This is a genomic window from Herminiimonas sp. CN (assembly GCF_000622895.1).
GTDB lineage: Bacteria > Pseudomonadota > Gammaproteobacteria > Burkholderiales > Burkholderiaceae_D > AVCC01.
The window spans coordinates 20,314-41,664 of sequence record NZ_AVCC01000023.1 but is presented as its reverse complement, the minus strand read 5'-3'; the positions used below and the strand labels follow the sequence as shown (position 1 = coordinate 41,664).

At 59.9% G+C, this 21,351-nt stretch carries 20 protein-coding genes, 2 tRNA genes and 2 pseudogenes; 11 read left to right on the top strand and 13 right to left on the bottom strand.

Annotation, left to right across the window (positions count from 1 at the left end; all coding sequences use genetic code 11):
- The first annotated feature begins 248 nt into the window (after window positions 1-248).
- Window positions 249-698: an Hsp20/alpha crystallin family protein gene (locus tag HMCN_RS0107320; protein WP_025916764.1), complete on the top strand. Its 450-nt coding sequence runs from the start codon at window positions 249-251 to the stop codon at window positions 696-698.
- 89 nt (window positions 699-787) lie between these two features.
- Here the strand turns inward: HMCN_RS0107320 and HMCN_RS18605 are convergent.
- From HMCN_RS18605 to HMCN_RS0107305, 3 genes and pseudogenes are all read right to left on the bottom strand, one after another.
- Window positions 788-1,003: pseudogene (locus HMCN_RS18605) on the bottom strand (pimeloyl-CoA dehydrogenase small subunit); the annotation flags it as partial.
- A 149-nt stretch (window positions 1,004-1,152) separates the two neighbouring features.
- On the bottom strand, window positions 1,153-1,575 hold the full coding sequence (locus HMCN_RS0107310) for a DUF1178 family protein (RefSeq protein ID WP_025916763.1): 423 nt from the start codon (window positions 1,573-1,575) through the stop codon (window positions 1,153-1,155).
- Between the two features lie 127 nt (window positions 1,576-1,702).
- Window positions 1,703-2,719, bottom strand: coding sequence for a bile acid:sodium symporter family protein (locus HMCN_RS0107305; RefSeq protein WP_025916762.1), 1,017 nt, complete (start codon window positions 2,717-2,719; stop codon window positions 1,703-1,705).
- Between the two features lie 237 nt (window positions 2,720-2,956).
- Here HMCN_RS0107305 and HMCN_RS0107300 point away from each other — a divergent pair.
- Window positions 2,957-3,032: transfer RNA gene (locus HMCN_RS0107300), tRNA-Val, on the top strand.
- 43 nt (window positions 3,033-3,075) lie between these two features.
- A tRNA-Asp gene (locus HMCN_RS0107295) sits at window positions 3,076-3,152 on the top strand.
- A gap of 106 nt (window positions 3,153-3,258) precedes the next feature.
- Here HMCN_RS0107295 and aroC read toward each other — a convergent pair.
- Entirely contained in the window at window positions 3,259-4,362 is a 1,104-nt protein-coding gene (gene aroC, locus HMCN_RS0107290; protein WP_025916761.1) for a chorismate synthase, read from the bottom strand.
- 66 nt (window positions 4,363-4,428) lie between these two features.
- Window positions 4,429-5,733: pseudogene (locus tag HMCN_RS0107285) on the bottom strand (MFS transporter); the annotation flags it as partial.
- Between the two features lie 398 nt (window positions 5,734-6,131).
- On the opposite strand from HMCN_RS0107285, the gene HMCN_RS0107280 reads away from it, so the two are divergent.
- Window positions 6,132-6,839 carry a glutathione S-transferase gene (locus tag HMCN_RS0107280; RefSeq protein ID WP_025916759.1) on the top strand — a complete coding sequence of 236 codons (708 nt, stop codon included), beginning with the start codon at window positions 6,132-6,134 and terminating at the stop codon, window positions 6,837-6,839.
- Between the two features lie 24 nt (window positions 6,840-6,863).
- Here HMCN_RS0107280 and HMCN_RS0107275 read toward each other — a convergent pair whose 3' ends face one another.
- From HMCN_RS0107275 to HMCN_RS0107260, 4 genes are all read right to left on the bottom strand, one after another.
- Complete coding sequence (locus HMCN_RS0107275; RefSeq protein WP_035626220.1) at window positions 6,864-7,853, bottom strand: CapA family protein; 990 nt, start codon at window positions 7,851-7,853, stop codon at window positions 6,864-6,866.
- The gene (locus HMCN_RS0107270) at window positions 7,850-8,278 is read right to left on the bottom strand and encodes a hypothetical protein (RefSeq protein ID WP_025916757.1); all 429 of its coding nucleotides are present in this window, start codon (window positions 8,276-8,278) and stop codon (window positions 7,850-7,852) included. Before HMCN_RS0107270 ends, HMCN_RS0107275 begins: the two co-directional genes overlap by 4 nt.
- A gap of 2 nt (window positions 8,279-8,280) precedes the next feature.
- Complete coding sequence (locus tag HMCN_RS0107265) at window positions 8,281-8,646, bottom strand: hypothetical protein (protein WP_025916756.1); 366 nt, start codon at window positions 8,644-8,646, stop codon at window positions 8,281-8,283.
- Between the two features lie 161 nt (window positions 8,647-8,807).
- Window positions 8,808-9,722 carry a LysR substrate-binding domain-containing protein gene (locus HMCN_RS0107260; RefSeq protein ID WP_155837462.1) on the bottom strand — a complete coding sequence of 305 codons (915 nt, stop codon included), beginning with the start codon at window positions 9,720-9,722 and terminating at the stop codon, window positions 8,808-8,810.
- 142 nt (window positions 9,723-9,864) lie between these two features.
- On the opposite strand from HMCN_RS0107260, the gene HMCN_RS0107255 reads away from it, so the two are divergent.
- Window positions 9,865-10,476: an FMN-dependent NADH-azoreductase gene (locus HMCN_RS0107255; RefSeq protein WP_025916754.1), complete on the top strand. Its 612-nt coding sequence runs from the start codon at window positions 9,865-9,867 to the stop codon at window positions 10,474-10,476.
- Window positions 10,477-10,578: 102 nt separating this feature from the next.
- Here HMCN_RS0107255 and rraA read toward each other — a convergent pair whose 3' ends face one another.
- The 4 genes from rraA to HMCN_RS0107235 form a co-directional block, all read right to left on the bottom strand.
- Window positions 10,579-11,073, bottom strand: a complete 495-nt coding sequence (gene rraA / locus HMCN_RS0107250) for a ribonuclease E activity regulator RraA (protein ID WP_025916753.1) — start codon at window positions 11,071-11,073, stop codon at window positions 10,579-10,581.
- Window positions 11,074-11,196: 123 nt separating this feature from the next.
- Window positions 11,197-12,420, bottom strand: coding sequence for an MFS transporter (locus HMCN_RS0107245; RefSeq protein WP_025916752.1), 1,224 nt, complete (start codon window positions 12,418-12,420; stop codon window positions 11,197-11,199).
- Between the two features lie 366 nt (window positions 12,421-12,786).
- Window positions 12,787-14,097 carry a homoserine dehydrogenase gene (locus tag HMCN_RS0107240; protein ID WP_025916751.1) on the bottom strand — a complete coding sequence of 437 codons (1,311 nt, stop codon included), beginning with the start codon at window positions 14,095-14,097 and terminating at the stop codon, window positions 12,787-12,789.
- A gap of 98 nt (window positions 14,098-14,195) precedes the next feature.
- Window positions 14,196-15,425 (bottom strand): pyridoxal phosphate-dependent aminotransferase, encoded by a 1,230-nt coding sequence (locus tag HMCN_RS0107235; protein WP_025916750.1) that lies wholly within the window; start codon window positions 15,423-15,425, stop codon window positions 14,196-14,198.
- A gap of 228 nt (window positions 15,426-15,653) precedes the next feature.
- On the opposite strand from HMCN_RS0107235, the gene HMCN_RS0107230 reads away from it, so the two are divergent.
- The 6 genes from HMCN_RS0107230 to HMCN_RS0107205 all read left to right on the top strand — a co-directional run bounded on the left by HMCN_RS0107230 (window position 15,654) and on the right by HMCN_RS0107205 (window position 21,350).
- Window positions 15,654-16,061: an Mth938-like domain-containing protein gene (locus tag HMCN_RS0107230; protein WP_025916749.1), complete on the top strand. Its 408-nt coding sequence runs from the start codon at window positions 15,654-15,656 to the stop codon at window positions 16,059-16,061.
- Window positions 16,058-17,713: a glycosyltransferase family 39 protein gene (locus HMCN_RS0107225; RefSeq protein ID WP_025916748.1), complete on the top strand. Its 1,656-nt coding sequence runs from the start codon at window positions 16,058-16,060 to the stop codon at window positions 17,711-17,713. The genes HMCN_RS0107230 and HMCN_RS0107225 overlap by 4 nt, the downstream gene beginning before the upstream one ends.
- 10 nt (window positions 17,714-17,723) lie before the next feature.
- The gene (locus tag HMCN_RS0107220; RefSeq protein ID WP_025916747.1) at window positions 17,724-18,095 is read left to right on the top strand and encodes an EamA family transporter; all 372 of its coding nucleotides are present in this window, start codon (window positions 17,724-17,726) and stop codon (window positions 18,093-18,095) included.
- A gap of 137 nt (window positions 18,096-18,232) precedes the next feature.
- Entirely contained in the window at window positions 18,233-19,369 is a 1,137-nt protein-coding gene (locus tag HMCN_RS0107215) for a DegT/DnrJ/EryC1/StrS aminotransferase family protein (RefSeq protein WP_025916746.1), read from the top strand.
- Window positions 19,370-19,461: 92 nt separating this feature from the next.
- Window positions 19,462-20,451: a glycosyltransferase gene (locus HMCN_RS0107210; protein ID WP_025916745.1), complete on the top strand. Its 990-nt coding sequence runs from the start codon at window positions 19,462-19,464 to the stop codon at window positions 20,449-20,451.
- A complete protein-coding gene (locus tag HMCN_RS0107205; protein ID WP_025916744.1) occupies window positions 20,448-21,350 on the top strand; it encodes a formyltransferase in 903 nt (300 codons plus the stop codon). Before HMCN_RS0107210 ends, HMCN_RS0107205 begins: the two co-directional genes overlap by 4 nt.
- Window position 21,351: the final 1 nt, after the last annotated feature.

The window sequence follows — 21,351 nt, the reverse complement described above, 5'->3', positions numbered from 1 at the left end:
TGGTGTAACAAAAAGCGCTAACTAAAAGAGCGTCTTTTTTTATAGTGCGAATTTAATTAAGCAACTTACGGCTGGGTATGGATATGCCGCCTGAATAATCTCATTCTTTGCGACTCCTCAATGCTGACTGCCGGAGCAGGAATATTCTTCTCTATGGTGATGAAGCATCTATTGCCATACAACAGTCCGGCTTCAAAACGCTTGGCTTTGTTTCATGCACATCCATCTCATCAATCTGGAGAATTATCATGGCTAATAACCTGACGCGCTTTGACCCGTTCAATGAACTTGTCCGCGCAGATCCGTTCAGGAATTTCGACGATATGCTCAAGGATTTTCGCATTGCACCGACTTGGTCCAGTCTGCCGTCAACGCCCCGCATCAAAATGGATGTAACGGAAACTGACAAAAATTATGTCGTGAAGGCTGAGATTCCCGGCGTCACCAAGGAGGATATCAAGGTCTCCATCGAAGGTAACCAGGTTTCAATCAGCGCCGAAACCAAAAAGGAAACTGAAGAAAAAAGCGGAGAAACCGTTGTGCGCAGTGAGCGTTACTACGGCCAGCAGTACCGCAGCTTCACCCTCGCCTGCGATGTCGATGAGGAAAAATCGGAAGCGAGTTATCAGAATGGCGTGCTTGAATTGACGCTGCCGAAAAAGTCGGGGCCAGCCGGCAAGCAATTACTCGTAAAGTAAGGCGGTAGCTTTGAATGCTGTCTTGCAAGCAATCTACATTTTTCCGTGAAACGGCGTTATGTAGCTTGCAGGCCAGCATCAGACAAAAATCAACCTGCTTCCGTTGCCACCTTAAACCCCGGTTGCGCAATGAAGCGCGCCAGGTGGTGGTCGGTATCGCCCAGGGTCAGTTCAATCATCGTCAACCGCTTGAAGTAATGGGCTGTCGGCAATTCGTCGGTGACACCCATGCCCCCATGCCGTTGTATCGCCTGCTGGCCGATAAATTTCAGCGCCTGCCCGACCCGCGCCTTGCGCGCTGTAATTCAAATCCATGCTGCCTCCCAATTTATATTAAAAGCACGACAATTCACAATTAATTGCACAGCGAATCGTCCGGAAAACGGATTTTTTGTGCCTGCAGACAGACAGAAATGTGCGGGAAATACGCCCTTTGCAAGGCGAGGTGGGAATATCAGTGCAGCGGCTGTTTCAGTATCCCGGGAAGCGGGATGGACATCACTTCAATGCCTTCGTCAATCAGGGCTGCATGCTGCTCGCTGCTGGCCACGCCGCGAATGTTGCGCGCCGGCGTTTCCTTGTAATGAATGCGGCGCGCCTCATCGGCAAAACCGTCGCCGACATCTTCGGTATTGGCCATTACCTGACGCGCCACGGTCAGCCATTCCTGCTGTGCCGTCGCCGCCTGCGCCCGTTGCGGCGTCTGCGCCCGGGACAGATTCAGGCGCGGTGCCGATGGCAGTTTCTGAACTTCCTTCGTCCCGCAGATCGGGCATTCGATCCGGCTGCCTGCCGTTTGCGCCAGATAATCCTGCTCCGAGGAAAACCATCCCTCGAATCGATGATCGTGCGCGCAACACAGGTTAAAGACTTTCATGGCTCGAATATTTCGCTGGCCACGCACCGGCATAGGCCAAAGGAAGAAAAGACGTTTATTCTAAATCCGAATCGGTTCGGGTGGACAGGATTTGACAGTTGCGCCGATTGCGGGGAAAAGGTGACCCTCATTTCAATTCGCGCGACGAGGATGGCAGCGCGCTGTCCTGCTTTGCGCCCGCTTGCAGGCGAAGCGCATAACGCTGCGCCAGTACCGCGCATACCATCAACTGGATCTGATGAAACAGCATCAGCGGCAGCACGATGGCGCCGACTGCATGGCTGGCGAACAGCACCTTGGCCATCGGCACGCCGCTGGCCAGGCTTTTTTTGGAACCGCAAAAGACAATCGCGATTTCATCTTCCTTGTTGAAACCCAAGCGACGCGCGACAAAGGTGCTGATCGTCATCGCCAGCGCCAGCAATATCGCACTGACGATGAACAGACCACCCAGCGAGCGCAGCGGCAACTGCTGCCACAGACCCTGCCCGACCGATGCGCTGAACGCCGTATACACCACCAGCAGGATGGAGCCCTGGTCGATGAATTTCAGCCTGGATCTATGGCGGTCGACCCAGCGCCCTATCCATTTACGGGCAATCTGGCCGGCCACGAAGGGCAGCAGCAATTGCAGCGCGATACTGATGACGGAATCGATCGAAGAATGATTGGTCCCGCCTGCGACCACCAGCAGCCCCACCAGCAGCGGCGTCAGGAAGATACCGAGCAGGTTCGAGGCGGAAGCGCTGACCACCGCAGCTGCCACATTGCCGCGCGCCACCGCAGTGAATGCAATCGACGACTGCACGGTGGACGGCAACACGCACAGAAACAGGATACCCAGATACAGATCGGCCGTGACCAGCGGCAGCAATAGCGGCTTGAGCACAATGCCCAGCACAGGAAACATCAGGAAAGTGCATGCCAGCACGGTCAGATGCAGGCGCCAGTGCCGCATGCCGGCAAGTACCGCGTCGCGCGGCAGCTTTGCGCCGTGAAAAAAGAACAGCAGGCCAATGGCAAGGCTGGTGATCCGGTCGAACACCACTGCGACCTGCCCCTCGCACGGAAAAAAGCTGGCGACGACGACGGACAAAACAATCGCCAGAGTAAAACTATCCGGCAAGAAACGAGGGCGAGTCATTGAAAACCTATGAAAAATAAATGCATGATGAGCAGCGGTTGGCAGGCACAAAACCGCAATGCGCAAGTTTAACCCGAAGCATGAGCCATCGGCGCTTTGGAAAAATAGTTGCCGGAACAGAAAATATCAAAATATTTCCCGCCAGACCTAGTCAAAATTAAAAAGCCCCTGTATAGTTTCGCTTCTTCGGTGCTGCAACATAAACACCGATAGTTTGGCTGACTAAGCAAAAAATATGGGTGCTTAGCTCAGTTGGTAGAGCGGCGCCCTTACAAGGCGTAGGTCGGCGGTTCGACCCCGTCAGCACCCACCATCAGTCAAACAGCAGCTGTGACAGGTTGCATCAGTATTAATTAGGAGTGGTAGTTCAGCTGGTTAGAATACCGGCCTGTCACGCCGGGGGTCGCGGGTTCGAGTCCCGTCCACTCCGCCAGACATTGAAAAGGGTGAACTTCGGTTCACCCTTTTTTCTTTTCCAAAGCGCTTTTCACAATATTTTTTACCGGGTTTTGCTGCACAAAACCCGGCAATCTACAACCTCAAATGTGCGCGGCAATTTTCGGCGTATTGACCCGCACATCGCCGCACTGAGCCCGATGCCGCAATGCGTGATCCATCAGAACCAGAGCCAGCATCGCCTCGGCGATCGGGGTGGCGCGGATGCCGACGCAGGGGTCGTGCCGGCCGAAGGTCTCTACCATGCTCGGCGCGCCGTCCTTGTCGATCGAGCGGCGCGGTATGCGAATCGATGAAGTCGGCTTGACCGCAATCGACACTGTAATGTCTTGCCCGGTCGAAATGCCGCCCAGCACGCCACCGGCGTTGTTGCCGACGAAGCCTGCGGGCGTGAGTTCGTCGCCGTGTTCCGACCCCTTTTGCGCGACCGATTTGAAGCCGGCGCCGATTTCCACGCCTTTCACCGCATTGATGCCCATCATCGCATACGCGATTTCGGCATCGAGCTTGTCGTAGATCGGCTCGCCGAGGCCGACCGGCACGTTTTGCGCCACCACCTCGATGCGCGCGCCGATCGAATCGCCCGCCTTGCGCAGCGCGTCCATATATTCTTCCAGCTGCGCGATGGTGCCGAGGTTGCCGGTGGCGGCAAAGAACGGGTTGTTGCGCACATGGTCCCAGGATTCGAACGGAATCGCGATTTCGCCCAGCTGGCTCATGCAGCCGGTGAAGGTGGTGCCGTACTGCTGGCGCAGCCATTTCTTGGCGATGGCCGCCGCGCCCACCACCGGCGCGGTCAGGCGGGCCGACGAGCGGCCGCCGCCGCGCGGGTCGCGGATGCCGTATTTCTGCCAATAGGTGTAATCGGCATGGCCGGGGCGGAAGGTTTCGGCGATGTTGCCGTAATCCTTGCTGCGCTGGTCTTCGTTGCGGATCAGCAGCGCAATCGGGGTGCCGGTGGTCTGGCCCTGATACACGCCGGACAGGATTTCCACCGTGTCGGATTCCTGGCGCTGCGTGACGTGGCGCGAGGTGCCGGGCTTGCGCCGGTCCAGATCGGGCTGGATGTCGGCCTCCGACAGCGCCATGCCCGGCGGGCAGCCGTCGATGACGCAACCGATGGCCGGGCCGTGGGATTCGCCGAAAGTGGTGACTGTAAACAAGGTACCGAATGTATTGCCGGACATAGGAGTGGGCCGGGACTGCGGCCAGTTAAGCTGTAAAGGCCTGATTTTACCAGCCTAGCGCCCCGGCAGCCATGCCACGAAGCGCGTCCAGAATTCCGGCACTGCGGCAAAAATCACCGCCGCCACCAGCGCGTTCAGCACTGCCGTCACCATGAAGATTTGCGGGATGCTGCAGCCCAGTTGCAGCAGGAGCATGGCCACCAGCGCGGCGACCACCATGAACAGCGCATTCAGGATATTCATGCCGGCGATGGTGCGCGAAACATGCTGGCGGTCGCAGCGGGTCTGGATCAGCGCGAACAGCGGCACGATGTAAAAGCCGCCGAAGACGCCGATCAGCAGGCAGTCGAACAGGATCCGCAGGCTGCCATGCTGGGCCACGAAGCCGGCCATGCCGACCGTTGCCGCATTGCTGTAGGCGACACTGGCCAAAAACAGATCGAAGCCGAATAGCGTCAGGCCGATCGCGCCCAGCGGCACCAGCCCGATCTCCACCCGGCCCTTCGACAAGCGTTCGCACAGCAGCGAGCCGGCGCCGATGCCGAACGAAAACACCGTCAGCAGCAGCACGAACACGCTGTGGTCGCCATGCAGGTAATCGCGCGCATACACCGGGAACTGCGCCAGCACGATTGCGCCGTAGAACCAGAACCACGAATTGCCGAGCATGGCCAGGAACACCGTGCGGTTCTGGCGCGAAAAGCGCAGGTTGCGCAGCGTCTCGCGCCACGGGTTCCAGCTGATCTGCAACTCCGGCACCGGCGCCGGCGTCGGCGGAATTGCACGGCTGGCCAGCCAGCCGATCAGCGCGAAGGCTATCGTGCTGCCGGCAATCAGTGCCAACCCCCACGGCTTTTGCACCACCAGCACCGCGCCCAGCACTTCGCCCAGCAGGATGCCGACGAAAGTGCCCATTTCGACCATGCCATTGCCGCCGGTCAGCTCCGCGGTCTGCAAGTGCTGCGGCAGATACGCGTACTTCACCGGCCCGAACAGCGTCGAGTGCAGCCCCATGCCGGCCACCGCCGCCACCAGAATCCATAGGTTGTGCGTCATCCAGCCGTAGGCGGCGACCAGCATGATGCCGATTTCGAGCAGCTTCACAAAACGCGCCAGGCGCGCCTTGTCGAACTTGTCGGCCAGCTGCCCCGACAGCGCGGAAAACAGCACGAACGGCAGAATGAACAGCCCCGGAATCAGGTTGTTCAGCAGGCCCACGTCCATCGTAGTCCAGCGCAAGACGTCGTAGGTGACGATGGTCAGCAATGCGGTCTTGAACACGTTGTCGTTGAACGCGCCGAAAAACTGGGTCCAGAAGAACGGCCCGAAACGACGCTGGGCGAGCAGGGAAAATTGGCCGGATGGAGGCATGAATGAGGTTTGCTGGATGAAAGTGCGTGAAAAATGCGATGGATGACGATTCTATCGACAGCCGCAATTTGCGGCCAGCAGTTTCAGGAATTTATTGAAATAAAATATACTATTCCCTGTATTTTTTAATAGCGCATAAAAAAATGCGTAAAACATATGTTTTTAAAGCATACCCCTGACAAATTATCCTGCATGAGCTTGAGAGCGAAGGTCATGCCGGAGCACGGTGCACGGATGTCGCTGGACCAGGACGTCAATCTCAGCATCGTTCGGGGAATGTCGGTCTGATGAAGCGCTAACCGAAGCTGCGCTACTGGCGTGATAATCGGTAGTAATCTGATTGCGCCCATTGTCGGCGCAATTTATCCCACCGCATCCTCACTGCCGGGAGCCCGTCCATGCGCTATCAACTGTACTACTGGCCGACCATACAGGGCCGGGGAGAATTCATCCGGCTTGCGCTGGAAGAGGCCGGGGCCGACTATGACGATGTCGCCCGCGGTGCGGAGGGTGACGCCATGCTGCGCCTGCTCGACGGCGACGAGATCGAGCATCCGCCATTTGCGCCGCCGTTCTTGCAAGCCGGCGACCAGATCATCGGGCAGACCGCCAACATACTGCTGTTCCTCGGCCCGCGGCTCGGGCTGGTGCCGGAAGATGAAGCCAGCCGGCTATGGGCGCACCAGCTGCAGCTCACCATCGCCGACCTGCTGACCGAAGTGCACGACACCCATCACCCGATCGCCAGCAGCCTGTATTACAAGAACCAGAAGCCGGAAGCGCTGCGGCGCGCGCACGACTTCACCGGCACCCGGCTGCCGAAGTTCCTCGGCTATTTCGAGCGCATCCTCGAACGTAACAGCGGCGAACATGTATTGGGCGATGCGCTGTCCTATGTCGACCTGTCGCTGTTCCAGATCATGGCTGGCCTGCGCTACGCGTTCCCGCGCACGATGAAGGCGCTGGCGCCCGCCTATCCGCGCCTGATGGCGTTGCACCGGAGCGTTGCATTGCGGCCACGGATTGCCGCCTATCTGAAATCGGAGCGACGCCTGCCGTTCAACCAGCAGGGCATTTTTAGGCACTATGCGGAGCTGGAGCGCTAGCCGAGCGGGAAGGTTTTTGCCTTTTCAATCCCCGTCCCCGCACAGCGCCACCGCATCCTGCCCGCGCTGCCAGCACGGGCTTTTGGCGTCCGGCGCCGGATGCGGCAGGCCATCGCTGTCGAGGTTGGCGACGCGGGTGTCGAAGCGCTGCACGCCCTGGCGGTCGAGCTGCAGCCGCAGCACCCAGCCGATCGCCTGGTTCGGGTTGTCGATGTCTTCCATCACGAAGTTGCCGACGCTGTAGATGATCGGTTTGCCCTTGTAGTGCTCGATGTCTTGCGTGACGTGCGGATGGCCGCCGATGACGGCGTCAGCGCCGGCGTCTATCATCCGTCGAGCCAGTTGGCGCTGGCGCGTGCCGGCGATGGTCTCGTTTTCCCAGCCCCAGTGCATGATCGGGATCACCAGATCGGCATGGTGGATGCTGCGCGCGGCCTTGATGTCGGCCACCACCTGCTCGTCTTCGCTCCATGCGACGCCGGGGGCGTCGTAGTCAGCTTCGAAGCTGCGCGGCATGAATTCGTTGTAGCCCAGCAGCGCGATGCGGATGCCGCTGCGCTCGACGATCAGCGGCGCGTGCGCTTCGCGCAGATTGTGGCCGCCGCCGAATTTCAGGATGCCCTCGCGGTCGAGCAGGCCGAGCATTTCGGCAAACGCCGGGCGGCCGTAATCGCCGGAATGGTTGTTGGCCAGCGCCACCGCATCGAAATGGCGCTTGAGCACCGGCAGCGTGCGCGGATCGGCGCGGAAGGTGTAGTTCTTGTCGGCCGGGTCGCCGCCGGTGGCGACCACGCATTCGAGGTTGCCGACGCGGATGTCGGCCGAGTCCAGTATCGCGGCAAACGGGGCGAACGGGTCGCGCCCCTGCGCGATCGCCTTGCCTGCCTTGCCGTCAAGCACGATGTCGCCGGCGAACAGCAGGCTGACCGAGGGTGCGGATTGCGCTGCGGCCACACTTGCCATGCACAGAGCAAGGCCTGCGGCAAGTCTGTTCAATGTTGAAAATAAAATCATGACTGCACTCCCTGCAAGGTGCAGCTGTACTGGAGTTCGCGCTCCACATTCGATGCATACAGACTGTTGTGCCCGGTCAGCGCGTAGGGCGCGGCGGATTTGCGGAACGGCGGCAAGTATTTGGCCTGATGTATCAGCACCGGCTGGCGCCGGGTGTCGATATAGGCGTACAGATTGATGGCGTCGATCCGTTGTCGGCTGCCGAGCACCACCGCCTTGAAGCGGAAGCGCCCGCCGATGTCGACCGATGGCGCGCGGTAGGGGTCGGTGCCGGGCACCGCTTCCACCAGATGGGTGGTGCCGGCATACGTGACCTGGCAGCGCAGCAGCGGCGCAGCTTGGGCGCTAGCGGCGACGGCGAGCAATGCGAGTGCGATGACGCGCATTCCGGTGCCGGCGCGGGAGTGTTGCAGTAGTTTGGTCATGTTCAGAAGCGGTATTCGGATACGATGTGTTTGCTGAAATTGTGCTTGGTGCCGCCCGGCAATATGTCGGCCAGCTTTCTGGGGCTGGCAGCGGATATGAAGATGTCGGCGACCTGATCCTTGCAGCGGAACTTCATGGCCGGGCTGAGGATTTCACTGGCCTTGATTTTCAGATGGCGGAAAACCTTGGCTTTTTCGCTGCAGAGCAGGATGTGGATTTCCTTCTTGAACTGCAGCAAGGGGATGTGAATCCACCAGCCTTCGTCGCCGGCATGGGCGACCACGCTGGCCCAGTGCGTGTTGCGCTCATTGAGCAGCGGGCTGCCGAGGGCGTCGTTGACGCGCTGGATGGCTTCATTCTTGGTCATGGTTTTCTCTTGATGGTGGCTGGCAACGATGTCAGAGGCATAGCTGCCCGGCTTTTTCAGTAAATTCATACTAGCCGATGTATTTTACATTGCCGCAATATAAACGTGCGGCAGCTACTGCATTTATTCGCATACTCCATGTATTTTTAAAACCACAGGATTCAGCCAAGCAAGGTTTGCTCGCCGGCCGCGAAGCCTTCCACCAGCGCATCGATGAAATCGCGCACCGCCGGCACCAAGCCGCGGCGCGACGGGAACAGCGCATGCACGACGCCCTGCGGAATCGTCAGTTCCGGCAGCACATGTTCGAGCGCGCCGCTGGCAAGATCCTGCTGCGCCATGAACTTGGGCAGATAGGTGATGCCGACGCCATTCAGTGCGGCCCGGTGCAGGGTGACGAAGTCGTCGGTGGCCAGGCACGGCAGGTGCGCAACGACCTCGACGCTGCCATCCGGGCGGGTGAACTGCCAGGTATATTTATCGCCCGGGCGCGTCATGCTCAGGGTCGGGAAGCGGCTCAGGTCGGCCAGTTGCTGCGGCTTGCCATGGCGGGCAAACAGGCTGGGGCTGCCGAGCAGGATCAGCTCGGTATTGGCCAGCGTGCGCACCGCCAGGTTGGAGTCTTTCAGCGGCAGGCTTCTGACCCGCAGCGCAATATCGAAACCCTCTTCAACCACATCGACCCGGCGGTTGGTGGCTTCCACATGCACCCGTACCAGCGGCTTCTCGGCCAGAAAGCGCGCCACTATGCCGGCGACATTGCTATGCAACAAGCCGACCGGGCAACTCAGCCGCACCAGCCCCTGCGGCTCGGCGCGGGTGCGATCTACGGTGTCGCGCGCCGCCTGGGCTTCGGCCACCAGCGCGATGCAGTGCTGGTAAAAGGTCTGGCCGATGTCGGTCAGCGAAATCTTGCGGGTGGTGCGGTTGAGCAGGCGCACGCCCAGGCTGGTTTCCAGATCGTTGATGCGCCGGCTGAGGCGGGATACCTGCATCCCGAGATGGCGCGCGGCAGCGCTGTAACCGCCCTGCTCGACTACTTTGGCGAACAGATACATATCGTTCAAATCGTGCATTGCAGATCCCATGCGCGCCAATCCCGCCGATTATCCTATATGCAGGATAATCATTCTCAAATATGGCTATTTATCGTTAATTTTTTTTATTTTAGACTAATTCAATTATCGCATTTCAACCTCATTCATCAACGGAGCAAGCGTGAAAGTTCTTCATATTGATTCAAGCGCGACGGGCGCGATGTCGGTTACGCGGGAACTGACTGCAGCGACCGTCTATCAACTGCAGGAAATCCATCCTGGTGCAACCGTCACTTACCGCGACCTGGTCGAAGCGCCGCCGGCGCATCTGGACGACAAATTGCTGGCCGCATTGCGCCCGCAGAAAGGTTATGTTGCGCCGGAAAGCCTGCGCGCCGAACTGGCGCTGACCGAAACCATGCTGTGCGAGTTCCTGGCAGCCGACGTGGTGGTGATCGGCGCGCCGATGTACAACTTCTCGGTGCCGACCCAGCTCAAGGCCTGGATCGACCGGATTGCGCAAGCGGGGCGCACCTTCCGCTACACCGCGCAGGGTCCGGAAGGATTGATTGTCGGCAAGAAGATGATCATCGTATCGTCGCGCGGCGGCATGTATGCAGGCGCCGCCTTCGAAACGGCAATGGATCACCAGGAAGCGTATCTGCGCGCGGTGATGGGCTTCTTCGGCATCAGCGACATCACGGTGATCCGTGCCGAAGGCATCGCGATGGGCGCGGATGCGCGCGCGCTGGCTTTGGGCAAGGCATTGAACCAGACCAAGGAATGCGCCTGACTCCCGCCTGACGACTACCGCATAAAAATGCCGCGCTTTTTCAAGCGCGGCATTTTTCATTTAATTGCACCGAATCAAGCCGGCCGCATCAGGCCAGCCGTATCAAATCAGTTTTTCCTGCGCCACCAGCACTCCGTCCTGGTCGGCATAAATCCAGCTGCCTGGTCGCACGGCGACGCCGGCGATCATCACGCGCAGCTGCACATCGCCGACACCCTTCTTGATGCTTTTTTGCGGATGGGTCGCCAGCGCGCGCACGCCGATCGCGCAGCCATTGATCTCGACCGAATCGCGTATGCAGCCATTGACCACGATGCCGCTCCAGCCGTTTTTGACCGCCAGCACGGCCAGATTGCCCCCGACCAGCGCGCAGCGCAGGCTGCCGCCGCCATCAATTACCAGCACCTGGCCATTGCCCGGCTGCTCCAACGCGGTGCGCACCAGCGCATTGTCTTCAAATACTTTCAGCGTATAGGCGGGGCCGGAAAAAACCGGTTCCCGGCCGTAAGCCTTGAACAGCGGCGGCAATACCGCCAGCGCACCGCTGGCAAGCTGGTCTTCGTGGGCATCGCAAATATCGCAGGTGGCAAAAGTCATCGGGTTCCTCGGCAATCAGTCTGGTTGGTATAAGTAATGCAAGGGCAAATTGTAAGCGGATCGCGCGCAATGAAAAAGGACGTCGTGGCGGCGACGTCCTTTTTCATTGCAATTCGCGCAGCATTATGCCGGCGCGGCGGCAGCGCGCTTGCTGGTGTCGTTGCCGACATTGATCGCGGTGACGATCGCCAGCATCTGGAACAGGCCGATGCAGATGAACACCCAGGCCGGCCGGCTGGCGTCCATCAGCGCACCGAACAGCAGCGGCGCGATCGCCACACCGGCATCCAGCCCCGAATACACCACGCCGTACACCCGTCCGGTGGCGTTTTTCGGGGCCGATGCGCGGATCAGCAAGTCGCGCGACGGGCCGGCGACCCCTGCCCCCAGCCCGACCATGCCCATCAATACCAGCGCCGCCCACACCGGCACCGCGCCGGTGGCGACAATCAGCGCCATCGCGCCGGAAAAGGTGAATGCCAGCGCAATCGTGCGGTCATGGCGGCTGGCCCTGGCCGCCAGAAAACCGCCCAGCACCATGCCTGCGGCCGACGCCAGCATGAACGCGGTGAAGGCGGCGGTTGCCAAAGGCAGCGACATGCCGTACAACGCGCGCAGGCTGGACGAGGAAAAACTTTGAATCCCGCCCAGCGCCAGCGCAGTGATCAGGAAAAAAGCAAAGCATAGCCAGACCGAAGGCAGCCGCATGAAGTCCAGCAACGCGCCGTCCTGGACTGCCGCCTGGTGCGATGCTGCCGGGTGCGCTGCCGGCGTGGCCAGCACCGCGCGGTACACCCATAGCAAGGCCAGCACCGCAAAGGCCACCAGTCCGGCCGAAAACAGCGCCACACGCCAACCGGCGGCTGCCGCAATCGCGGTCATGAAAATCGGCGCGGCCGCCCAGCCGAGGTTGCCGGAAATACCATGCACCGAGAACGCATGGCCCAGACGCGAGAGCGAAACCCGCTGGTTGAGCAGGGTGAAGTCGGACGGATGAAATACGCAATTGCCCAAACCGGCCAGCATCGAACCCGCCAGCAACATGCCGTAATTGGGCGCCAGAGACATCGCCAGCGCGGCCGTGCCCAGACAGGCCAGGCCGGCAAACAGCACGGTGCGGGCGCCGGCCTTGTCGACCACGAAACCGGCCAGCGCCTGGCCGACTCCGGAAACGATGAAAAACACCGTCATCAGCAGGCCCAGTTGCGCATACGACAGGTCGAAAGCCACCTTTAGCCAGGGAAACAAGGATGCCAGCAGCAGCTGGGAAAAGTGCGACACGCCGTGGGCGGTGGCCACCAGGCCGATCACCTTCGCATCCTGTTGCAAAGTCTGTTCTTTATTCATCACTATCTCGCAGCAAAACAAAGGTTCAGTGTATGCAAAAATGCGAGGGCGTGCTGGCATAGGGCTTGGGAGTACCGATGCACCTGAACAGGTTCCCAGGCGCCGCACGTCCGAACGCACGCTGGCGCAAAAGTCGCAGCCGAATTCGGCTACGCCAGCCAGCTGGCATTTGCGGCCAGGTTCAAGAAAACCTACGGCCAGCCGCCACCGACATTTTTTACGCAGAAGAATGATTAAAGGCAGCAGGCCGGAATCATGCCGGCCTGCTGCATTACATTAAAAATACAAGAGTATTTTTAATTATCGCAATAAATTCAAGCGTGAAATGGCATATTTTTATATATACCATAGCCAGTATGAAATAATTTACGCCAGTTCTTCGGAGCGAATCCGCACCACCTTGCCGCGCACCGTCGGCAACGCCTCGATGCGGGCGATGGCGGCATCGATATTCTTCTCCAGCGTCTGGTGCGTCAGGATGATGATGTCGGTTTCCGGCTTGCCTTCCACCGGCTCCTTCTGCAGCATCGCGCCGACCGATATTCCGGCGTCGGCCAGGATGCTGGTGATGCTGGCCAGCACGCCGGCTTCGTCGGCGACGTGGATGCGCAGGTAATACGAAGTGGTGATTTCGCCCATCGGCAGGATCGGCGTGTCGTGCACCGCGTCCGGCTGGAACGCCAGATGCGGCACCCGATGCTCGGGGTCGGCGGTGGCCAGGCGGGTAATGTCAACCAGATCGGCGATCACCGCCGAAGCGGTCGGCTCGGCGCCGGCGCCCTTGCCGTAATACAGCGTCGGGCCTACCGCATCGCCCTGCACCATGACCGCGTTCATCGCGCCTTCGACGTTGGCGATCAGGCGCTTGGCCGGAATCAGGGTCGGGTGCACGCGCAATTCGATCCCGTTCGGCATCCGCTTGGCAATGCCCAGCAGCTTGATGCGGTAGCCGAGCTGCTCCGCATACTGGATATCGATGCCTTGCAACTTGGTAATGCCTTCGACGTATGCCTTATCAAACTGGACCGGGATGCCGAAGGCGATCGCGGCCATCAGCGTGACCTTGTGAGCCGCATCGATGCCTTCGATATCGAAGGTCGGGTCCGCTTCCGCATAGCCCAGCCGTTGCGCTTCCTGCAATACCACATCGAAGTCCAGGCCCTTGTCGCGCATCTCCGACAGGATGAAATTGGTGGTGCCGTTGATGATGCCGGCCAGCCATTCGATCCGGTTGGCTGTCAGGCCTTCGCGCAGTGCCTTGATGATCGGGATGCCGCCGGCGACAGCGGCCTCGAAGGCAACCATCACGCCCTTCTCCTGTGCGGCCTTAAAAATGGCGTCGCCGTGCAGCGCCAGCAGCGCCTTGTTAGCGGTCACCACATGCTTGCCGTTGGCGATGGCCTTCAGCACCAGGTCCTTGGCGATGCCGTAGCCGCCGATCAGTTCGATGACGATATCGATGTCAGGGTTGTTGATGACCAGATTGGCATCGTTTACCACTTCGCACTCGCCATTGGTCAGCTCCCTGGCGCGTTCGGTGTTGAGGTCGGCCACCATCGTAATCTCGATGGCGCGACCGGCGCGGCGCATGATTTCTTCCCGGTTGCGCTTCAAGACGTTGAATGTGCCGGAACCAACGGTGCCGATGCCCAATAAGCCTACTTTGATTGATTTCATGATTTCAATGGTGGTGAGATGACTAAACAGCTAAAAATCGGCAGGCCGGCTTGGAAAATCACGGATTTTCCAAGCCGGCCCACTCAGGGAAGGCAGAGTTATGCAGTGCCGTGACGCTTGCGATAACCATTGAGGAAACGGGCAATCCGGCCCATCGCGTCGGTCAGGTCATCCACATTCGGCAGGAATACGACCCGGAAATGGTCGGGCGCGATCCAGTTGAAGCCGGTGCCCTGCACTATCAGGACTTTTTCTTCGACCAGCAATTCCTGGGCGAAATCCTGGTCGTCGGCAATCGGATACAGCTTCGGGTCCAGCCGCGGAAACATGTATAACGCCGCCTTCGGCTTGACGCAGGTGACGCCGGGGATCTCCGTCAGCAAGCGGTGCGCGAGATCGCGCTGCTTGGTCAGGCGGCCGTTCGGCGCGACCAGGTCGTTGATGCTTTGATAGCCGCCGAGCGCGGTCTGGATCGCAAACTGGCCCGGCGTATTGGCGCACAGCCGCATCGAGGCCAGCATGTTCAAGCCTTCGATGTAATCCCTGGCATGCCGCTTCTCGCCCGACACCGCCATCCAGCCGGCCCGATAGCCGCAGGAACGATAGTTTTTCGACAAGCCGTTGAGCGTGATGAACAGCACATCGTCGGCCAGCGAGGCCATCGAAGTATGGGTTTCGCCGTCGTACAGGGTTTTGTCGTAAATTTCATCGGCGAACACGATCAGCTGATGCTGCCGCGCCACTTCGACCAGTTGCTGCAGAATTTCCACCGGATACAGCGCGCCGGTCGGATTATTCGGGTTGATGACGACAATCGCCTTGGTGTGCGGCGTGATTTTTTTCTTGATGTCTTCGATGTCGGGCATCCAGCCGGACGCTTCGTCGCAGACATAGTGCACCGGCCTGCCGCCGGACAGGCTGACGGCGGCAGTCCAGAGCGGGTAATCGGGCGCCGGCACCAGCACTTCGTCGCCGCTATTGAGCAAGGCGTTCATGCCCATCACGATCAGTTCGGAGGCGCCATTGCCGAGATAGACGTCATCGACCGTAACGCCGGCGATTTTCTTCTCCTGGGTGTAATGCACGACCGATTTGCGCGGCGCAAACATGCCCTTGGAGTCGGTATAGCCGGCCGCGTTGTGCAGATTGCGGATCATGTCCTGCACGATCTCGTCCGGCGGATCGAAGCCGAATACGGCCAGATTGCCGATATTGAGCTTGATGATGCGGTGGCCTTCATCCTCCATCTGGCGTGCTTTTTCCAGCACCGGACCACGGATGTCGTAACAGACCTCGGCTAATTTTTTGGACTTCTGAATCGGTCGCACAGCAGCAATTCCTTGTCATTTTGATACACAATGGCGCGCATTTTGCTGCAGCGCCGAAAAATCCTATTCTGCCGAATGGATCGTGTTTTATCAATCAAAAACACCGATCACAGCCGAGATTGGTGCGGAAAAAAGCTACAATGCCAGCTTTGCCGCTCTTCCTCGGCCCGGAACGCACATAAATGCCGGACTCCGGGGCGGCATCCCGATCGATCTGACAATCGCGCCATGAAGCTTCATATTACCTCTACACAACAATACCAGACCGTCACCGCATACGATGATGCCGGCGTCGAAATCAACGCCAGACGCTTCCAGCACAGCCTGGTAGTGCTGCCGGAAATTGCCCCGACCGCGTGGCCGGTCAACCAATTCGAAGCCCTCACAACCGCGCATTTCGCGCAGATCGAAGCGCAGCAGCCCGATGTGGTGATCCTCGGCACCGGCCAGCGCCAGCGCTTCGTGCATCCGCAGCTGACGAACGTGCTCACCGTGCGCCGGATCGGCGTCGAATGCATGAACAATCAGGCGGCCTGCCGTACCTACAACATCCTGATGGCGGAGGGCCGCAAAGTCGCGCTGGCGCTGATCATCGAGCCTGCCGCAGCCACCGGCGCCGGATCCGACCCGGCATGAACGATTTACACCAGTCCAAGCCCGTTGTCTGGGCGCTGTTCCTGATTTTTACCCTGTGCTGGTTTTATGCATTGGACTTGCGCACGCTGGTACCCACCGACGAAGGCCGCTATGCCGAGATGGCGCGCGAGATGGTCGCCAGCGGCGACTGGATCACCACCCGCCTGAACGGCATCAAATATTTCGAAAAACCACCGCTGCAAACCTGGATGAACGCGCTGACTTTCACGCTGTTCGGCCTGGGCGAATGGCAGGCGCGCTTCTGGACCGGCTTGTGCGGCTTCTTCGGCATCCTGCTGACGTACCAGGCCGGGCGCAGCGTCTTTGGCGCGCGGGTCGGCTTCCTGGCGGCATTGGTGCTGGGGTCGAGCTTTCTGTGGGCGGCGCTGGGACACATCAATACGCTCGACATGGGCCTGTCGGGCATGATGACGCTGGCGCTGTGCAGCTTGCTGATCGCGCAGCGCGATGACGCCGATGCGCGCGCGCGGCGCAACTGGATGCTGGCCTGCTGGGCCGGCATGGCGCTGGCGGTGCTCTCGAAAGGTTTGATCGGGCTGGTATTGCCGGGCGCGGTGCTGGTGATTTATTCGCTGGCGGCAAACGATTTTGGCATCTGGAAGCGGCTGCATATCGGCAAGGGACTGCTGCTGTTTTTCGCCATTACGACGCCCTGGTTCGTGCTGGTATCGATCCGGAATCCGGAATTCCCGTATTTTTTCTTCATCCATGAACACTTCCAGCGCTTCACCAGCGAAGTCCACCATCGCGCCGGCCCCTGGTATTACTTCATCCCCCTGCTGCTGCTCGGTATCGCGCCGTGGCTGGGAATCCTGTTTCAAAGCGTGCTAAAAAGCTGGAGCGCTGCGCCCGGCAGCACCTTCAAGCCGAAACGCATGCTGCTGGTATGGGCCGGGTTCATCTTCTTCTTTTTCAGCATTTCCGGCTCCAAGCTGCCGTCCTACATCCTGCCGATTTTTCCGGCGCTGGCTTTGCTGATCGCGGTCTGCTGGGACGCTGCCGGGCGCCTGCATCTGATGCTGGCCGCCGGTCTGATGGCGGCCAGCGGTGCAGTCGGCCTGTTTTTCGTGCCGCGCATCGGCACAATGACGGATGTGCCGCTGGAAATTCCGCTCTACCTGGCTTACGAGCCGTGGGTGACAGCCGCCGCTATCGCGATGCTGATTGGCGGTATCGGCGCATTCCTTGCCGCGCAACGCGGGCGCCGGGAGCTGGCTGCCACCGTGCTGGCAATCAGCGGCTTCGTCGGCGGCCAACTCCTGATGATCGGCCACGATCCGCTCGGCAATTATGCTTCCGGCCGGCCACTGGTGGCTGCCATCGAAGCAGAAATCACGCCGACCACGACGCTGTACTCCGTGGGCCGGCTGGATCATTCGCTGCTGTTTTATTTGCGCCGCACCATGGTCATGGTGGAAAATCCGGACGAGCTGGATTTTGAGCTCAAGCGGCAGCCGCAGCTTTGGCTGCCCACGCGCGAGGCATTCATCAAGCAATGGGCTTCAGGCCCGAAAGCGGTTGCCGTCACAACACCGACAATTTATGCCGACTTGCAACAACGCGGGGTGCCGATGCGCATCATCGCCCGGGATGGACGCAGGATTGCAATTGCGAACGACGCAAAACCATGAACTTACAACTATGAACCTGCCTACCTTCGGCTTCATCTTCGTCGGCATCTGCCTCAACGCCATCGCGCAACTGCTGCTCAAGGCCGGTACCAATGCGGTCGGGGCGATCCACCTGACGGCGGAAAACTGGTTTGGCACCGCCATCAAGCTGGCCACGCAACTGCCGATCATTGCCGGACTGACCTGCTATGTGATTTCGGTGGTGGTCTGGATCATCGGCTTGTCGCGGGTCGATGTCACCATCGCCTATCCATTGCTGTCGCTGGGCTATATCATCAATGCGATTGGCGCCTGGTACTTTCTGGGCGAGATGGTATCGGCTCAGCGCATCCTGGCAATTGGCGTAATCATCGTCGGAGTAATACTCCTGACCCGTAGCTGATTTTAAAAAATCCAGAGTATGCCAAATAACCTTGGATTTTCCGCATATGATCATTGCGGTATTAAAATATACCTAATGCAGTATTAATGCATTCAAAGAAAATCACAAAACGAGCCACCTTTCCTGACGCCGACAACATGACCGACAACTCCGCCCTGCCCTTCCTGCCCTTTTCCCGCCCCAGCATCGACGAAGCGACGATTGCCGCGGTCGGCGACGTGCTGCGCTCCGGCTGGCTGACCAGCGGGCCGAAGGTGCAGGCGCTCGAAGCCGCGCTGTCGGCCTATTTCGGCGGCCGTCCGGTGCGCACCTTCAATTCCGGCACCTGCACCATGGAAATCGCGCTGCGCATCGCCGGCATTGGTCCCGGCGACGAGGTGATCACGACCCCGATCTCCTGGGTCGCCACCGCCAATGTCATCATCGAGGTCGGCGCCACTCCGGTCTTTGCCGACATCGATCCGGTCACCCGCAACATCGACCTCGACAAGCTCGAAGCCGCAATCACGCCGGCTACCCGCGCGATCATTCCGGTCCACTTGTCGGGCTTGCCGGTCGACATGGATCGGCTGTACGCGATTGCCAAAAAATACAACTTGCGGGTGGTGGAAGACGCGGCGCAGGCCATCGGCTCCAGCTGGAAAGGCCGGCTGATCGGCTCCTTCGGCGACTTGGTATCGTTCAGCTTCCAGGCCAACAAGAACATCACCACCGCCGAAGGCGGCTGCCTGGTGCTCAACAATGCCGAAGAAGCGCGGCTGGCCGAGAAATACCGCTTGCAGGGCGTCACCCGCAGCGGCATGGACGGCATCGATGTCGATCTGCTGGGCGGCAAATACAACATGACCGACATCGCGGCCGCCATCGGGCTGGGCCAGTTTGCGCAGTTGGATGCCATCACCGCGCATCGCCGCGCGCTGGCTAAGCGCTATTTCGCCGGCTTCGGCCCCGATTTCGAAGCGCGAACCGGGGCCCAGTTGCCGCTGGCCGAGTTTGACAATACCAACTGGCACCTGTTCCAGATCATCCTGCCAGAGCATGTCAAACGGGCCGAATTCATGGCGGAAATGATGCAGCACAACATCGGCATCGGCTTCCATTACGCCCCGATCCATTTATTTACGCTGTACCGCGAACGCGGCTTCGGCCCCGGCATGTTCCCGGTGGCGGAGCGGGTCGGCCGCCAGACCGTGTCGTTGCCGATGTTTTATGCGTTGACGGAAGCGGATGTCGATCGCACCGTGGCGGCAATCAAATCGGTACTTTCAGCTTGAAAACAACACGCTGCCGCAAGCACGGCGCCACCAAGGCATGCGACGCCATGCCTTGGCTCCGCTTGCGGCTCCTATGACTGGATGCAAAAACAATGAAACCAGAACTTTCCGTCGTCATCCCGATATACAACGAAGAAGCCGGCCTGGCCAAGCTGTATGCGCGGCTCTACCCGGCGCTGGATGCGCTGAACCTGCGCTATGAAATCATTTTCGTCAACGATGGCAGCCGCGACAATTCGCCGGCGCTGCTGGCCGACCAGTTCCGCCTGCGTCCGGAAGTCACCCGCGTGGTGCTGCTGAACGGAAACTACGGCCAGCACATGGCGATTCTGGCCGGCTTCGAAGCCTCCCGCGGCGAAATCACCGTCACGCTCGACGCCGACCTGCAAAATCCGCCGGAAGAAATCGGCAACCTGGTGGCCAAGATGCGCGAAGGGTACGACTACGTCGGCTCGATCCGCCGCAAGCGGCAGGATTCGGCGTGGCGCACCTACGCCTCCAAGGCCATGAACCGCCTGCGCGAAAAAATCACCCACATCAAGATCACCGACCAGGGCAACATGCTGCGCGCCTACGGCCGCAATGTGATCGACCTGATCAACCAGTGCAGCGAGGTCAATACCTTCGTGCCTGCGCTGGCATACACGTTTGCCCGCAAGCCGACCGAAATCACGGTCGAACACGAAGAGCGCGTGGCAGGCGAATCCAAGTATTCGCTGTACAGCCTGATCCGCCTGAATTTCGACCTGATGACCGGCTTCTCGCTGGTACCCTTGCAGCTGTTCTCGATGCTCGGCATGGTGCTGTCGGCGGCATCGGGGCTGCTGGTGCTGCTGCTGCTGCTGCGCCGCTTCCTGCTGGGAGCCGAAGCCGAAGGCGTGTTTACGCTGTTTGCGGTCGTATTCTTCATGCTGGGCGTGGTGCTGTTCGGCATCGGCCTGCTGGGCGAGTACATCGGGCGCATCTTCCAGCAAGTGCGCGGCCGGCCGCAATATGTGGTCAAAACCGTGCTGCAGGAACCGCCTTTCGTCGAGCGGCGCCAGGAAAACAAGGTTTCGCCCAGCCTGCCGGAGCACCCATGAAAGCGGTGGTTTTCGCCTATCACAGCATTGGCGTGCGCTGCCTGAAAGTCTTGCTGGCGCGCGGGGTCGAGGTGGCGCTGGTGGTCAGCCATGAAGACAATCCGGCTGAAACCATCTGGTTCGAATCGGTCGCCGCGCTGTGCCGCGAGCACGGCATTGCCTGCGTCACGCCAGCAGACCCGAACTCGCCTGCATTATTTGCACAAATCCAGGCGCTGCAGCCCGATTTCATTTTCAGCTTTTATTACCGCCACATGCTGCCGCAAGCCTTGCTGGCGCTGGCCGCACGCGGCGCCTACAACATGCACGGCTCGCTGCTGCCGAAATACCGCGGCCGGGTGCCGGTCAACTGGGCGGTGCTGCACGGCGAAACCGAAACCGGCGCCACGCTGCACCAAATGACAGCAAAACCCGATGCCGGCGTCATCATCGGACAAACCGCGGTGCCGATCCTGCCGGACGATACCGCGCATGACGTATTCGGCAAGCTGACGGTGGCGGCCGAGCAAACGCTGTGGAATGCATTGCCGGCACTGTTGACCGGCAATGCACCGCACTTGCAAAACGATCTGTCGCAGGGCAGCTACTTCGGCGGGCGCAAGCCGGAGGACGGCCGCATCGACTGGTCGCAACCGGCACAGGCGGTCTACAACCTGCACCGGGCAGTGGCGCCGCCCTACCCCGGCGCCTTTACCGAAATCCACGGCAAGCATCTGGTTATCGGCAGCGCCCGGCTGAGCCCGCGAATCCGGGCCGATTTGCCGCCTGGCCTGGCGGTAGTAGATAATGCCATCCTGGGCATTTGCGGCGACGGTCGCACGCTAGACATCCAAACGTTATTGTGCGAAGGCAAAGCCATCTCGCCGCAAGCACTCCGGATGCTTCTCACCAATCAATGAA

Excerpts from the sequence above, each read along its gene's own strand:
- HMCN_RS0107320 (WP_025916764.1), top strand. The coding sequence starts at position 249 with ATGGCTAATAACCTGACGCGCTTTGACCCGTTCAATGAACTTGTCCGC.
- HMCN_RS0107310 (WP_025916763.1), bottom strand. The coding sequence starts at position 1,575 with ATGAAAGTCTTTAACCTGTGTTGCGCGCACGATCATCGATTCGAGGGA.
- HMCN_RS0107305 (WP_025916762.1), bottom strand. The coding sequence starts at position 2,719 with ATGACTCGCCCTCGTTTCTTGCCGGATAGTTTTACTCTGGCGATTGTT.
- aroC (WP_025916761.1), bottom strand. The coding sequence starts at position 4,362 with ATGTCCGGCAATACATTCGGTACCTTGTTTACAGTCACCACTTTCGGC.
- HMCN_RS0107280 (WP_025916759.1), top strand. The coding sequence starts at position 6,132 with ATGCGCTATCAACTGTACTACTGGCCGACCATACAGGGCCGGGGAGAA.
- HMCN_RS0107275 (WP_035626220.1), bottom strand. The coding sequence starts at position 7,853 with ATGATTTTATTTTCAACATTGAACAGACTTGCCGCAGGCCTTGCTCTG.
- HMCN_RS0107270 (WP_025916757.1), bottom strand. The coding sequence starts at position 8,278 with ATGACCAAACTACTGCAACACTCCCGCGCCGGCACCGGAATGCGCGTC.
- HMCN_RS0107265 (WP_025916756.1), bottom strand. The coding sequence starts at position 8,646 with ATGACCAAGAATGAAGCCATCCAGCGCGTCAACGACGCCCTCGGCAGC.
- HMCN_RS0107260 (WP_155837462.1), bottom strand. The coding sequence starts at position 9,722 with ATGCACGATTTGAACGATATGTATCTGTTCGCCAAAGTAGTCGAGCAG.
- rraA (WP_025916753.1), bottom strand. The coding sequence starts at position 11,073 with ATGACTTTTGCCACCTGCGATATTTGCGATGCCCACGAAGACCAGCTT.
- HMCN_RS0107245 (WP_025916752.1), bottom strand. The coding sequence starts at position 12,420 with ATGAATAAAGAACAGACTTTGCAACAGGATGCGAAGGTGATCGGCCTG.
- HMCN_RS0107240 (WP_025916751.1), bottom strand. The coding sequence starts at position 14,097 with ATGAAATCAATCAAAGTAGGCTTATTGGGCATCGGCACCGTTGGTTCC.
- HMCN_RS0107230 (WP_025916749.1), top strand. The coding sequence starts at position 15,654 with ATGAAGCTTCATATTACCTCTACACAACAATACCAGACCGTCACCGCA.
- HMCN_RS0107225 (WP_025916748.1), top strand. The coding sequence starts at position 16,058 with ATGAACGATTTACACCAGTCCAAGCCCGTTGTCTGGGCGCTGTTCCTG.
- HMCN_RS0107220 (WP_025916747.1), top strand. The coding sequence starts at position 17,724 with ATGAACCTGCCTACCTTCGGCTTCATCTTCGTCGGCATCTGCCTCAAC.
- HMCN_RS0107215 (WP_025916746.1), top strand. The coding sequence starts at position 18,233 with ATGACCGACAACTCCGCCCTGCCCTTCCTGCCCTTTTCCCGCCCCAGC.
- HMCN_RS0107210 (WP_025916745.1), top strand. The coding sequence starts at position 19,462 with ATGAAACCAGAACTTTCCGTCGTCATCCCGATATACAACGAAGAAGCC.
- HMCN_RS0107205 (WP_025916744.1), top strand. The coding sequence starts at position 20,448 with ATGAAAGCGGTGGTTTTCGCCTATCACAGCATTGGCGTGCGCTGCCTG.